We start from the raw sequence: 14798 nt of genomic DNA on the forward strand, positions 1-14798 counted from the left end.
TGTTAATGTTAATAGTAATTGTTAATGTCTGCTCAACCGCCAGATACTATCTGCGGCCGCCGCCACGGTGTTCACCGCCGCCTCTTCTTTCGCCACCACCACGGTTGTCTCTGCGTTCGCCATGATGTTCTCTTCTTTCTCCGCCATGGCCAGTGCCACGGTTGTCACCTTCTTTGCCGGTTAACACGTTCGGGTTCAGATCGCGTTTACCCAGTACTTCACCTTTACAGATCCATACTTTGATACCGATTTTACCATAAACGGTTAAAGCGAACAGGGAAGCGTAATCGATGTCCATACGGAAAGTATGTAAAGGCACGCGACCTTGTTTCATTTCTTCGGAGCGGGCGATTTCAGCACCACCTAAACGGCCGCTGATTTTCACCTTGATACCTTCAGCACCCATTCTCAGAGCGGTAGCGATCGCCATTTTGATAGCACGTTTGTAGTTGATACGGCTTTCAATCTGTTTAGCGATAGTTTCAGCAACGATGTTGGCATCCATTTCGGGACGACGGATTTCGAGGATGTTGATTTGAACATCTTCTTTACCTGTCAGCTTCTTCAGTTCTTCTTTGATGCGATCAACTTCGTTACCGCCTTTACCAATGATGATACCAGGCTTAGAAGTATGAACAGTGATGATTAACTTACCTAAAGTTCTTTCGATCACAACTCTTGAGATGCCACCTTTGTTGATACGGGCATTCAGATAAGTTCTGATCTTGTTATCTTCGATCAGTTTGGTAGCAAAGTCTTTCTTGCTGCCATACCAATTAGAGTCCCATCCTCTGATGATACCTAACCTGTTACCAATAGGATTTGTTTTCTGACCCATGTTCTGGTTATTTGTCTATTAGTTTAAATAGTTTTGTTTCTATCTCGTTTCCGATATGCACGGATTATTGTGCTTTACCGTCCACTACAATCGTTACGTGGTTACTTCTCTTGCGGATACGGTAACCCCTTCCCTGTGGAGCCGGGCGCATTCTTTTCAGGGTGCGGCCGCCATCAACAAAAACGGTTTTTACGATCAGGTTAGCATCTTCTACCCTTGCACCTTCATTCTTCACTTTCCAGTTTGCGATAGCGGATATCAGCAATTTCTCTAAAGGTACACTTGGGTGTTTCGGATGGAATTTCAAAATATTCAAAGCCTTTTCTACATCCAGACCACGGATTAAGTCCGCGAGTAAGCGCATTTTGCGGGGAGATGTAGGATTATTATTCAGCTTAGCTACTGCTTCCATTGTTATTAATTTCTTTTATTATTTAATGTCTGATGCCTGAAGTTTGATGTATCGGTTTGAACGGATACTTCAAACCTCTCACCTCAGACTATAATTTACATTTTCTTGTTAACGTGTCCTCTGAAGTTACGTGTAGGAGCAAATTCGCCCAGTTTATGACCAACCATGAATTCCGTTACATAAACAGGAATAAATTTGTTGCCATTGTGAACCGCGAATGTGTGACCAACGAAATCAGGAGTGATAGTAGAACGACGGCTCCAGGTCTTGATAACAGACCTCTTGGTGCCGGTATTCATCTTCTCAACTTTAGTTTCTAATTTCAGGTCTACGTAAGGACCTTTTTTTATGGAACGAGCCATGTCTTACTGATTTATGATTTTTCAAACCCGGGATCCGGTATTGCTACCGGATCCCTGATTCAGAAATACTATAATTTTTTACCGTTTTTTCTGCTAATGATCAGCTTATCAGAACTCTTATGCGGTTTTCTGGTTTTCAGACCTTTCGCATATTTACCAGTTCTTGATCTAGGATGGCCTCCGGAAGATTTACCTTCACCACCACCCATCGGGTGATCTACAGGGTTCATAGCCACACCACGGTTGCGGGGGCGGATACCTCTCCAACGGTTAGCACCTGCTTTACCGATGGATTGCAGTGCGTGGTCGGAGTTAGAAACAGTACCAACAGTAGCTTTACAAGTATTTAATACTTTGCGGAGCTCACCGGAAGGCATTTTCAGTACGGCATATTTTTCTTCCTTGTTGGACAGCTGAGCGTAAGCACCGGCGCTTCTTGCGATCGCACCACCTTTACCAGGTTGCAGCTCAATGTTGTGTACAACAGTACCGAGAGGCATGTTTTTCAGCGGTAAAGCGTTACCTACTTCAGGAGCTACGTCGGAGCCGCTGATAACGGTACCACCAACCTGTAAGCCCTGTGGAGCAATGATATAACGTTTTTCACCATCTGAATAGCTTACCAGCGCGATGAATGCACTACGGTTAGGATCGTATTCGATAGTTTTTACAGTCGCTGGTACATTTTCCTTATCACGCTTGAAATCAATTACACGGTATTGTTTCTTGTGACCACCACCTATGTAGCGCATAGACATTCTACCTTGCGCATTTCTACCACCGGTCCTTTTGATAGGCTCCAGGAGGCTTTTTTCCGGGGTATCCGAGGTCAGCTCAGCGTAAGCGTTGCCTATTTTCCAGCGGGTACCGGCCGTCATTGGTTTGAACTTCTTCAGTGCCATTACTTCCTAAAAAGTTAAATGTTAATTAATATAAAAGTGATCTGCATATACATCCACATCCCGGCTGTTCAGGCCGGAACGGCACTACATGTTAGCATACAGATCTATAGTTTCACCAGCTGCAACGGTAATGATCGCCTTTTTGTAGGACGGTTTTTTACCTGCGATGAAACCGGCTTTAGTAAAGCGGAATTTAGCTTTACCTGGCATTACAGCAGTATTTACATCTGCTACGGTTACACCGTAAAACTCTTCCACTGCTTTTTTGATCTCCAGTTTGTTGGCTTTTTTGTCAACGATGAAGTAGTAGCGGTTGAATTTTTCGGTTGCTTTGTTAACCTTTTCGGATACCACCGGTTTGATTAAAACGTCAGAAAGTTTCATCTTCTTTATAGCATTTAGCTGTTGGCGTTAGCCTTCAGCTGTTATTGAATTGGTTTGTACATCCTAAGCTTCTGCAGGCTCTTCAGTGAAGATTTTGGCAGCGCTTTCTGTGAACACGATGTAATTGCTGTTCATGATGTCGTAAGTGTTTACGTCGCTCAGAACAGTACCGTCTACAGTAGGGATGTTTCTTAAAGACAGGTAAACATTGTCATTGTATTCAGGCGTGATGAACATTGTCTTTCTGCCTTCTACGTTGATGTTCAGATTCTTCAGGAAACCAACGAATTGTTTGGTTTTAGGCGCTTCGAGTTGCAGATCTTCAACGATGATGATGCTGTTTTCTTTAGCTTTCACTGACAGGGCGGAGATCTTAGCGAGATCTTTCACTTTTCTGTTCAGTTTGAAACCCCAACCGTGAGGTTTTGGTCCGAAGATGGTACCACCACCTTTATACAATGGGTTACGGATGTTACCTTTACGGGCGCCACCGGTACCTTTTTGTTTGTGCAGTTTGCGGGAAGCACCTTGTACTTCTGCTCTGGTTTTTACCTTGTGGGTACCTTGACGCTGAGCAGCGAGGTATTGTTTAACAGCCAGGTAAATTACGTGGTTGTTAGGCTCAACACCAAAGATCTCCTCAGGAAGTTCAATAGACCTTCCGGTTTTCTTACCTTCTATATTTAAAATATCGATTTGCATGTTACTTCTGGATTAAAACGATTGAACCAATGTGGCCGGGAACGGAACCACTTACCAGGATATAATTCTTTTCAGGGAATATTTTCACGATCTTCAGACCTTTCACTTTCACTCTTTCGTTACCTGTCTGGCCGGCCATACGCATACCCTTGAAAACGCGGGAAGGATAAGAGGATCCACCAACAGAACCAGGAGCTCTGCTTCTATCGTGCTGACCGTGGGTAGCTTCACCCACACCGCTAAATCCGTGGCGTTTTACAACACCCTGGAAACCTTTACCTTTGGAAGTGCCTACAACGTCAATTGTCTCACCTTCTGCGAAGATTTCGCAGGTGATAGATTCACCGAGGGCTTTCTGTACATCCGGGTTGCGGAGTTCTTTTACAAAACGTTTGGGAGAGGTGCTTGCTTTCGCGAAGTGACTGCTTTCTGCTTTAGTGGTGTGTTTTTCTTTCTTCTCACCGAAAGAAACCTGAATTGCATTGTAACCATCTGATTCCAGGGTTTTTACCTGGGTTACAACGTTGGGACCTGCTTCGATAATGGTAACAGCAGTTTGCTTACCATTAGCTTCGAAGATACTGGTCATACCAATCTTTTTGCCAATAATACCTTTCATTTTTTATATGATTTTACCCAGCGCCTGGGGGATTTCGTGCTATCCCCAGGATGGGCGGTTTAAATACATTTATTGGGCGGCCGCCCAGAAGGCGCGACCTATGTTTGTTGTTAAAATTGTTATCTTGTTGGAAACCAACAAGATAACCATAAATCAATAAAAGGCCGGCCTTTCGCCCGCCTTGCTGTTGTCCTATGCTTTAATTTCAACTTCCACTCCGGAAGGCAGATCGAGCTTGCTCAGCGCGTCTACAGTTCTGGAAGAAGACGTGTAAATATCCAGTAAACGTTTGTGTGTACACAGTTGGAACTGCTCGCGCGCTTTCTTATTTACGTGCGGAGAACGTAATACTGTAAATATTTTCTTCTCGGTAGGTAAAGGAATTGGACCTGTTACCACGGCACCCGTGTTACGCACGGTTTTAACGATCTTCTCAGCAGACTTGTCTACCAGGTTATGATCGTAGGACTTCAGCTTGATTCTTATTCTCTGAGACATATGCAATGAACTTCTTCTTGTTTTTTCCCAATACAATTTGGGAGGGCAAAGGTAACCCGTTTTTTCTATTTGGCAAATAATTCTCAGGAAAAAATAAAAGAGACCCGGCAAAAAGTGAGCGCCGGCGGCAGGAGAAAGGAGATTGGATAGATATTAATTGGCATTAAGGCTCCAGAAAACATTCATTGTGTGTGTGTTAAGCCTTAAGGTAACTTCACATGCTCGTTTTGACAAATATAGGAAAACAAATTTCAAAACCAAAAAAAGGAGAATTTCTTTACAAATATTTTCCCGGGAGATGTGGAAATGGGCGGATACCTCCGTTAAGTACGCTCCTGCACCAGGCGATCCGGATGCCTGGCTTTCGCAAACCGGCGGTCCGGAGCCCCGGTGGATGGTTATTGCCTAAGAACAGGAATGGGTAACGGCGATGCCACAAACGGGCCTGCAAGGTAACAGGTGATGACCGGACCTGAACAGGCCTTAACCTGATGATGGCACGCATAGAAGGTGGACCTGAACAGGGGCTAACCCGACGATTACACGAACAGAAGGCAGACTTGAACAGGGGCTAACCTGACGATGACACGTACAGAAGGTGGACCTGAACAGGGGCTAACCTGATGATGACACACACAGAAGGCAGACTTGAACAGGGGCTAACCTGACGACGACACGCACAGAGGTGGGCTTGAACAGGGCTAACCTGACGATGACACGTACAGAAGGGCGGACTTGAACAGGAGTTAACCTGACGATGACACTTATAGAAGGTGAACTTGAGCAGGGATTTATCTGGCAGGAGATACACAGGAGCAGGAATTATATAAACCGCAACCAGGAACTGTTCACTTTTGCGGATTTTTGTGGGACGACTAAAACAGATAGCCCTGATTTATCAATAATTCCTTCTTTTCTCCCCTGCCATAAAGAGCAAGGGTTGTTCCGCTTACCTGGAACAACCCTTCTCCGAATAATTAAAGTGGTTTTAGTGCGTCAGACGCCCCGACCATTAAAGCGGTAAACCACCGCCAATGCCACCTAATAATGACTTAACTAATCCTAAGATTAATGCCAGCAGTTGATTCAGTAAATCCATGGAAAAAGGTTTTTATAAGATACTGCCTACTCTATTACCTGGTTTTCGGCGATCCCCAGTTGTTATTCAGTTAACGAACTAAATTTAAAAGCTATCATTCAATATGCGGTCGTTCATTTTGTTCATTCCAACCAACGCACGCCACCATGTTCATTCCTTACCCACAGCTGGTTTGAAGTTAACTCAGCAGTAAAAAAGAATAACTTTAAAATGTGAAATAAAAGGGTTTATTCACTGCTTTTTATCTCAATGAAAATCCCGGTATCAGCATTCATAAAAGAGGCTGACCCAGCGTGTGGGTCAGCCTCCAGGATGATGTCTGTAAGGGAAATAGTATCACTTAAGTACGGAATAATCCCTTATGGAATGGTCCTGATTACAGGCCACCCAGCAGAGATTTCAGCAATGCAACAATGGTTGCCAGCAGTTGATTCAGTAAAGCCATAAGATAGTTTTTACTACGGGTGACACCTACTCTTTTGATTTGGTTTTCGGCAATCCCAGGTACACTTTCTTTTAAGTGTTGGCCGAAATTAGGGGCTATTCAGCTTATTACATCCGTTCATTTTGTTCAGTTCGGTATCCTGATAAAATACTGTTCAATATGCTACCATAGCGGATTACAACGCGATAAAAAAAGCCCTGGCAATAATGCCAGGGATTTTTCCTTTAAACATTGATGAAATCAGCTTCTTCTTAAAAGCATGATTCGAGAACTACCAATAGCTGCAGATTGTGATCCGGAGTACCGGGATCATCTGCCACCAGGGTTAGTATTTTGAACTAACAACACAAATTAAATACCGCCCAGCGCAGACATCAGCAGCGCTAACAGGCCCTTCAGAAATGTGTTTAATGCATCGAGGATCATAAAAGCTGTAGTTTTCTGTTGTGCCTACTCTATCATATGGTTTTCGGCAATCCCATTGCAGGAAATATCCTTATGCAACAACGCAGAAATAGGTTACAGGGCGCCTGTTACGGTGTTCAGAAACTTAACCAGTGCCTGGAGAATAGTGTTCAACATACCGGAGTATTTATGGATGTAATGCTTACTCTTTCCGGGGTTTTCAGCAATCCCCCTGCCAGTGCCATCACAGACATTCTACTAAAATAAATGGTTCCGGTAAAAAAGCATTCGTTCAATTAGTTCATTTTGAGTTCGCACGTTCATTTCATTCAGCGCTCCTTCAAAGTGAGGATACCTTACAAAAAAAGCAACGGTGGCAGGATATCCTGCCACCGTTGCCAATCATGTTTTGTATTGCTCGGTTACTTATTTGCCGGTTTCTTCTTTATAAATCTGTTTTGCTTTGGCGGAAGGCAGATAAATCTGGAAACCTACACCCAGATTAAGTCTGTTTGAAGTAGTAGAACTACCGAAACCTACTGTCAGATCGTATTTCAGCAATCCTTCCAGACCGATATTTGGTGTAATGAAATAGGAAATGCCGGGGCCTACGCCGATATCCAGGCCATTTGTAGAGGCGCCATTAGCTACGTTTCTACCAGCAAAACCGGCAGTTGCTTCCAGGAAAAACCGGGTACGCTTGGAGAATTCAAGTTTTCTCACATTCTTATCTTCTACGAAATAACGGGCGAGTGCACCTACGCCATAGTTAGTATTGGTACCGGGGTTATCCGTACTCAAACCAAAGTTTACGTAACCACCCAGTGCCAAACCATCCTTGATAAACCAGGCCGCCTTTGGCGTGAGATCCATGCTAAACTGTGTACTTTCCTTCTGGAAATTTAAACCCAGATTAGCCAGGGTACCGCCCACCATAATATTTCCTTTCTGAATCTGGGCATTAGCCGTAGCACCAAACAATACAGCCGCGAGTGCAAGGGTTAAGAGACGAATTCTTTTCATAGTCTGATTTTTAGTTTTAACAATTTACATGTTGAATGAATAAGAAATTAACAGGCAAACGCTTTCCATTTGCACTTCAGGAGCTGTGGTGTCAGCTAAAAAATAAGAGGCAGGGGGATAATGGGGGGTAGTCGTACATCGTCAACAAACAACCTCACATGACAACAGATTTGTTGTCTCACAAAACTACTGAAAATGAACATAATAAGTAGCCATCTTTCAAAAAAAATCTAAAAAAAGACTTTACAGACCCTTTTTACTTTCTCTGAACATGACTACTTAACCTTATTCATTATTACTATAACATTTGAAATTAAATGTTGTTGCATGAAAATAAGATTCCTTGCCGGTTAAAAGGGAGATCATCAGCTAAAGCTTCTACTGTTGGGCTTTAAGCAGATCTGCATGGGTGCAGAAAGTTCCCTGTTGATGCAAAAAACGTAGGAATCCATCCATTTTTTCCTGCATTTTGCCACCGGAAACCCGTTTAATGTAGGAAGGTAGCGTGTAGGCATTGATATTGCTCAATTCCCATGGGTGGAAATAAAAGGAGAGGTAATTATCTTTCTTCAATACTCTTTTACTGAAATGGCGGGTAATCCAGAGGGGCATATTTTTTACGCTCAACCAGAATAAAGGGTATCTGATGAGGGGAGATACGGAGGAAGGGACGATCCAGGTATCCTGTTCTTTGAACAGCGTTCTGGGCAAATGCCAGTTATTATAACGTCCTGGCAGCCAGGTAGGATTTACGGACGCATCATAGAGGTATCCTGCGGCCTTCAATGCAGCCATGTTTACCTTCCGGAGACGGGGCATACGGAAGCCCTGAATCTGTTGCCCGCTGATTTCCTGCAGGGCCAGCCGGGAACCTTCCAGATCCGCTTCTGTAAAGGAGCTGTGATAGTATGCATGAGAGGCGATCTCATGTTTAGCAGCCATCTGCCGGATTAATTCGGGATAGTGCTGTGCCCAATAAGCCGTAACAAAGAAAGTGGCACGTACATTATACTTGTCAAATAAAGCCAGTGTAGCCTGCAGACCACTTCTGGAAACTTCGAGTTTCTCCTGAAGGGTTACCTGCTGACCGAATTCTTCCGGGATATCAAATTCCTCTACATCAACACTGATCAATATCCTTTTTGTTGGTTCCATAAAAATTTAAGCAGCGGATGAGCTGGTGATGATCCTGCAATAATTGACTAATTCCTTCATTAAAAGCTTCAGCCGGAAGGAGGAGAATTGAATACCGGGGCGGCATGCTACAGCCAGTGCACCGATCTTAATATGGGGACGCCTGCCGGCGTTGTATAAAAATTCGCTGTCGTACAGGAAACCGTCGATGCGGGTATTCAGCAATACATTCCGGCCATGGGAATTGAATCCTTTTAAGCCAGCCTGTGCATCCTTTACTTTCAGGTTCAGTATCATTTTGTTCATAAAGCGGCTGATCCTGGTGATTACCCGGCGTTTGCGGGGTAATTCCCGGAGATAGGCGGCTCCTCTTTCACCTGCTACCACGTCCAGGCCCTGTACAAGGCTGTTGTATGCTTCCCTGACCGCAGCCACGCCGAATGGGAAATCGAGGTCTGTATATACCTGGAAAGCGTGTTGCGAACGTTTTACTCCTTCTCTCACTGCGTAGCCCTTGCCCCGGTTATGGGCATAGCTGACAATGATGATTCCGGGTATAGCGGATTCCAGCCAGCTGATATGCTGGGGGGTAAAATTCTTTACGGAACCGTCGTTGACGAGAATCAGCTGAACGGGTACATTTCCAAGAAGGGTGGTCACCTCGTGGTAATGCCGGATGAGAGATTCCACCCAAGGGCCCGAAGGGTTCCAGCAGGGCAGAATCAAATCCAGACCAGGAGTGAGTTTGATCAAATCTCCTGATGTATATACCACAGTTGTAGGAGGTGCTTGCAATAACTCTAATGACATATGTAATAGCTATCAGTAAATAATACCGGATGAGATGGTTTGTATTCTACTATACTGATGACGTGAAAACAGAAGTCCCCCCCTATCGTGAGGATGTAAATAATAAAAAAGGTCCTGTAGAACAGGACCCTGGCAGTTAGCAAAAAGTAAATTTCAGTTGTAGGTTATTGTTGCAATCGAAAATATTGAATATTCTTTTCCTGACAATAGCATGTTCATGTCAGTTAGTCCTAAAAAGCAGAAAGGTTGTTCCGCTTGCGCAGAACAACCTTTCCGGTATAAAAAGCTATGATTAAGCGTTTACTTTGCCTTTCACTTTTGCTACCACTTCTTCAGCAACGTTGTTCGGAGCCGGAGCATAGTGGGAGAATTCCATGATAGAGCTTGCGCGACCGGAAGACAGGGAACGCAGCTGAGTTACGTAACCGAACATTTCGCTCAGTGGCACTTTAGCTTTAATTACCTGAACACCGTTTTTAGAGTCCATACCTTCCAGCATACCACGACGACGGTTCAAGTCACCTGTTACGTCACCCATGTATTGGTCCGGAGTCAGTACTTCTACTTTCATGATTGGCTCCAGCAATACTGGTTTAGCTTTACGGGCAGCTTCACGGAAGGCTTGTTTAGCGCACAATTCGAATGACATCGCATCAGAATCCACCTGGTGGTAAGAACCGTCAAACAGACGAACTCTCAGGTTCACCAGCGGGAAGTTAGCGAGAACACCCTGGTTGAGGGATTGTTCAAAACCTTTCTGAACAGCAGGAATGAATTCTTTAGGGATGGAACCACCAAAGATATCATTGATGAACTGGAAGGATTTGCCATCGTTTTCTTTCAACCATTCTGCATCGGCAGGTCCGATTTCGATCTGGATATCCGCGAATTTACCACGACCACCGGTTTGTTTCTTGAATACCTCACGGTGTTCAACTTTGGTAGTCAGTGCTTCTTTGTAAGCTACTTGCGGAGCTCCCTGATTTACTTCTACCTTGAACTCGCGACGCATACGGTCAACGATGATTTCGAGGTGAAGCTCACCCATACCTGAGAGGATAGTCTGACCGGTTTCTTCGTCAGTTTTAGCTTTCAGGGTAGGATCTTCTTCTACCAGTTTAGAGATCGCCAGACCCATTTTATCAACGTCTGCCTGAGTTTTAGGCTCGATGGCGATGTGGATAACCGGTTCAGGGAAGGTCATAGATTCCAGGATAATCGGTGCTTTTTCATCGCACAGGGTATCACCGGTTTTGATATCTTTAAAACCAACAGCAGCACCGATATCACCAGCTTCGATGAAATCGATCGGGTTCTGCTTGTTAGCGTGCATCTGCATGATACGGCTGATACGTTCGTTTTTACCGGTACGGGTGTTCAGTACATAAGAACCCGCATCCAGGTGACCGGAATAAACCCGGAAGAACGCCAGACGACCTACGAAAGGATCGGTTGCAATTTTGAATGCCAGTGCAGACAGCGGAGCTTTAGCATCTGGTTTACGCTCGATTTCTTCACCAGTGTCAGGGTTGGTACCTTTCACAGCTTCAACATCCAGTGGGGAAGGCAGGTAACGGCAAACCGCATCCAGCATCTTCTGTACACCTTTGTTTTTGAAGGAAGAACCGCACATCATCGGGATGATAGCGATATCGATGGTAGCTTTACGGATAGCTTCGTGGATTTCATCTTCAGAGATAGAGTTAGGATCTTCGAAGAATTTCTCCATCAGGGTGTCATCGTATTCAGCAACTGCTTCTACGAGTTTAGCTCTCCACTCTTCCGCTTCTGCCACCATATCTTCCGGAATAGGAATTTCCTGGTAGGTAGCACCTTTACCTTCTTCGTCCCAGATAATACCTTTCATGGTAATCAGGTCAACTACACCTTTGAAGGTATCTTCGGCACCGATTGGCAGGGTCAAAGGAACGGGGTTAGCACCCAGCATTTCTTTCACCTGTTTTACCACGTTCAGGAAGTCAGCACCGGAACGGTCCATTTTATTAACGAAACCGATACGGGGTACACGGTAGCGGTTAGCCTGACGCCAAACGGTTTCAGACTGAGGTTCAACACCGGATACAGCGCAGAACAATGCCACCAGACCATCCAGTACACGCAGGGAACGCTCTACCTCAACGGTAAAGTCCACGTGACCCGGGGTATCGATGATATTGAATTTATATTGTTTGGTATCAGGTAAGGCTTTACCTTGTAAGGTTGGAAAATTCCAGAAACAAGTGGTTGCCGCAGATGTGATGGTAATACCTCTCTCCTGCTCCTGTGCCATCCAGTCCATTGTAGCAGCACCCTCGTGCACTTCTCCAATTTTGTGGGATTTACCTGTATAATACAGGATACGTTCTGTGGTAGTGGTTTTACCCGCATCGATGTGCGCCGCAATACCAAAGTTCCTTTGAAATTTTAAGTCTGCCATAATATTAAAGTGACTAAATAATGCAATTTGGGGGGCAAAGGTAACTTATTTTTGACAATAAATAAAATGACCAGCTTTTCCAAATTGTTATTTCTTTTTAACAAGCGCGGGCATTTATCACATTATATTTAATCCCGATAAATAGATGGGCGAAAACCAATTTTTAGGCGGTATCAACCAGTTGTTTATCAAATTCCACCAAAATTTAAATTACAGTTTTCCGGGTCCTTAAATTCTTTCAAATTCGTAGCAAATTATAAAAGAATACACCACCCCACGAGTCAGGAGCTAAAAAACGGAGCAAATCATCAGCCAGGAATCAGTTCCCTTAAAACCCCGATTGTCATGAAGTGAAAACTTTACTCACTGCGCCCATACCCCAGGCAGAGACATTTTCTGTTATACTATCAGTCTTCCTGTGTAGCGCTGTAGCGATTTTCCTTAAATCATTTACGGATTAACCATATAGAAATATGAAAACAATTGTACGCAGTTGCATTTATGCGCTGGTTCTACTCCTTTGTACCTGCCTCTCCACGTCGGCCCAGGTAGTGCTGCAACGACAGGTAGTAGCCAATAATGGTGGCAGCGCCATTGTGCAGAACATCCAGATCCAGTATACGGTGGGTGAACCCATTATTCTGCCGGTTACCAATGGTAAGGTGTTGCTGACCCAGGGATTTCAGCAACCGGAAGAATTTCCCAAACGCGCCCCCGGTGTAAATCCCCTGAAGAGCTATATGCTCTTCCCAAATCCTGCAGTTACCAGTACCAAAATCCAATTTGAGTTGCTGACCGGTGTGAGTGTCACCATTGAGGTGATCAACCCGGCAGGGCAAAACATCTATCACCGGTTTATGGAACTGAATGCCGGAAAAAGCACGGTGGTATTGCCGGTCGACCATTTTGCCTCCGGCATCTACACTGTGATGCTGAATGTAGGCGGTAATGTATTCTTTGAAAAACTCATTGTGCAATAGCACACACACGATCACCCTTTAACTTCATGACATCATGAAACACGGTTATACAATTATACTTCTCGGAGGTATGTTGACAGCTGGTTTTTCACTCAGTGCCCAGAAAACAACGCAGAAGCCCCCCAATATCGGCGCCAGTTTCCTGTTGGTCAATCCTGATGCGAGGAGCAGCGGTACAGGCGATGCCACTACCGGCCTTACACCCGACGCCAATTCGCTATTTTCCAATGCCGCCAAAATCGTATTTGCCGGTGATTGGGGTGTAAGCGCCAACTACTCACCCTGGATGTGGGAACTGAACAATAATAAGTCAAATATGGCTTACGTATCGGGCTACAAAACCTGGAATGGTACAGAAGGTATCGGGCTGTCCATGAAATACTTTAATTACGGATCTGTCACTTTCCGGGATGATAACGGTACCGTTTTACAGGATTATAATCCTAAAGAATTTGCGATAGATGGTGCCTATGCGAAAAAGCTGGGAAATCATATGTCTCTCGCCCTGGGTATCCGTTACGTACGCAGCCAGCTTGGCCAGGGTTCATATAATAATTTACAGCAAAAACCGGCATCTGCTGTGGCCGGAGATATCAGTTACTACTATCAGAACAGTGTAGACCGGCTGGACTTCGGCAACCGCTATTCAGTTGGTATCAGTCTTACGAATATAGGCACCAAATTACAGTACTCCGATGATAACAACCGGAAGAGTTTTCTACCCATGAACCTTCGTATCGGTGGCGGCTATACGTTTGTGCACACGCATGAACATGAATTTACGATTACTGCAGATATCAATAAGTTGCTGGTCCCTACGCCCCCCTTATACGCAGTGGATTCCAACGGTATTGAAACTAGTCAGATTCTGAAAGGAAAAGATCCTGACAGAGGGGTGGTGAATGCTGTTTTTTCCTCGTTCGGAGATGCACCGGGTGGTTTCCATGAAGAGTTGAGAGAATTCACTATTGGTTCTGGTATCGAATACGCTTACCGGCAGGCATTTTTTGTACGCACAGGTTATTTTTATGAGCATCCCAATAAAGGTTACCGGCAACATTTCTCTGCGGGTCTGGGTGTGCGCGTATCCAATCTTGCATTGGATATTGCCTACCAGATACCTACCGGAGAATCGCTGGTACAAAAGAGAACCCTGAAATTCTCGCTTGTTTACAACATCGGTGGTACACGCGATGAACAGCTGTCACAATAAAATCTATACCTGTCATAACGGTGTATTCTCCATATCATTCATTCATGTATCTATAACACTCAATCATATGAAATCACTGATCCTACTTTTATTTTTTGTCACTGCAGGCCTTATCCCCTTCACGTATGCACAGCAGCAGGCGGCTTCCAGAAATGATGCTATGAAAGCAAGTACAAATAACACCCTCAAATTGCTGTTTCCTGATTTTGAAAGGGACATTGCAAATCTCGAAGCGAAAGAAAAGCATATCAAACCCGATGCTGCTATTATTTCTTCTTCTTTTGAAAGCCGGACGTTTACCAATTATAAAGATCCAGGCGCAGGAAAGAAAAGTATGGCGCGTTCGCTGAAGTCCGCGCCTGCCGGAGCTGCTGTTCCTTCCAACTTCTCTTCAAAAGAAATGGCCGATAAATTAAAAGCGGCGCAGGCAGCACACCCGGTTAAACCGGCAGCTATCCCCAATCAGGGCAGTGAAGTAAACAATATACCTGTAAAGAAAAAGAGCTAAGTCCGCTGTAAACTATAAAAACAACTA

General features: G+C 44.5%; 15 protein-coding genes. 3 read left to right on the top strand and 12 right to left on the bottom strand.

Annotated features, from left to right (window positions below; translation table 11 throughout):
* Positions 1–46: 46 nt before the first annotated feature.
* The 12 genes from rpsC to fusA all read right to left on the bottom strand — a co-directional run bounded on the left by rpsC (position 47) and on the right by fusA (position 12070).
* Positions 47–838 (bottom strand): 30S ribosomal protein S3, encoded by a 792-nt coding sequence (rpsC, locus tag BMW79_RS31905; protein WP_089903224.1) that lies wholly within the window; start codon positions 836–838, stop codon positions 47–49.
* 64 nt (positions 839–902) lie between these two features.
* Complete coding sequence (gene rplV, locus BMW79_RS31910) at positions 903–1250, bottom strand: 50S ribosomal protein L22 (RefSeq protein ID WP_079470770.1); 348 nt, start codon at positions 1248–1250, stop codon at positions 903–905.
* 95 nt (positions 1251–1345) lie between these two features.
* A complete protein-coding gene (gene rpsS, locus BMW79_RS31915) occupies positions 1346–1612 on the bottom strand; it encodes a 30S ribosomal protein S19 (protein ID WP_079470771.1) in 267 nt (88 codons plus the stop codon).
* Positions 1613–1680: 68 nt separating this feature from the next.
* Entirely contained in the window at positions 1681–2514 is an 834-nt protein-coding gene (gene rplB / locus BMW79_RS31920; protein WP_089903227.1) for a 50S ribosomal protein L2, read from the bottom strand.
* An 84-nt stretch (positions 2515–2598) separates the two neighbouring features.
* Positions 2599–2898, bottom strand: a complete 300-nt coding sequence (gene rplW, locus BMW79_RS31925) for a 50S ribosomal protein L23 (RefSeq protein WP_089903230.1) — start codon at positions 2896–2898, stop codon at positions 2599–2601.
* Between the two features lie 63 nt (positions 2899–2961).
* The gene (gene rplD, locus BMW79_RS31930; protein WP_089903233.1) at positions 2962–3600 is read right to left on the bottom strand and encodes a 50S ribosomal protein L4; all 639 of its coding nucleotides are present in this window, start codon (positions 3598–3600) and stop codon (positions 2962–2964) included.
* Position 3601: 1 nt separating this feature from the next.
* Positions 3602–4219: a 50S ribosomal protein L3 gene (rplC, locus tag BMW79_RS31935; protein WP_089903236.1), complete on the bottom strand. Its 618-nt coding sequence runs from the start codon at positions 4217–4219 to the stop codon at positions 3602–3604.
* A 192-nt stretch (positions 4220–4411) separates the two neighbouring features.
* Entirely contained in the window at positions 4412–4717 is a 306-nt protein-coding gene (gene rpsJ / locus BMW79_RS31940; protein WP_012789286.1) for a 30S ribosomal protein S10, read from the bottom strand.
* Between the two features lie 2375 nt (positions 4718–7092).
* On the bottom strand, positions 7093–7689 hold the full coding sequence (locus BMW79_RS31955; protein ID WP_089903247.1) for a hypothetical protein: 597 nt from the start codon (positions 7687–7689) through the stop codon (positions 7093–7095).
* A 378-nt stretch (positions 7690–8067) separates the two neighbouring features.
* Entirely contained in the window at positions 8068–8844 is a 777-nt protein-coding gene (locus tag BMW79_RS31960) for a polysaccharide deacetylase family protein (RefSeq protein ID WP_089903249.1), read from the bottom strand.
* A 6-nt stretch (positions 8845–8850) separates the two neighbouring features.
* Positions 8851–9576 carry a glycosyltransferase gene (locus BMW79_RS31965; protein WP_177192418.1) on the bottom strand — a complete coding sequence of 242 codons (726 nt, stop codon included), beginning with the start codon at positions 9574–9576 and terminating at the stop codon, positions 8851–8853.
* A gap of 349 nt (positions 9577–9925) precedes the next feature.
* Positions 9926–12070 (bottom strand): elongation factor G, encoded by a 2145-nt coding sequence (fusA, locus tag BMW79_RS31970; protein WP_218150489.1) that lies wholly within the window; start codon positions 12068–12070, stop codon positions 9926–9928.
* Between the two features lie 473 nt (positions 12071–12543).
* Between fusA and BMW79_RS31975 the strand changes: the two genes are divergently transcribed.
* From BMW79_RS31975 to BMW79_RS31985, 3 genes are all read left to right on the top strand, one after another.
* Entirely contained in the window at positions 12544–13050 is a 507-nt protein-coding gene (locus BMW79_RS31975) for a T9SS type A sorting domain-containing protein (protein ID WP_089903259.1), read from the top strand.
* Positions 13051–13084: 34 nt separating this feature from the next.
* Positions 13085–14263, top strand: coding sequence for a type IX secretion system outer membrane channel protein PorV (gene porV / locus BMW79_RS31980; RefSeq protein WP_143059311.1), 1179 nt, complete (start codon positions 13085–13087; stop codon positions 14261–14263).
* Positions 14264–14330: 67 nt separating this feature from the next.
* A complete protein-coding gene (locus BMW79_RS31985; protein ID WP_143059312.1) occupies positions 14331–14771 on the top strand; it encodes a hypothetical protein in 441 nt (146 codons plus the stop codon).
* Positions 14772–14798: the final 27 nt, after the last annotated feature.

Source organism: Chitinophaga arvensicola (genome assembly GCF_900110835.1).
Taxonomy (GTDB): domain Bacteria; phylum Bacteroidota; class Bacteroidia; order Chitinophagales; family Chitinophagaceae; genus Chitinophaga; species Chitinophaga arvensicola.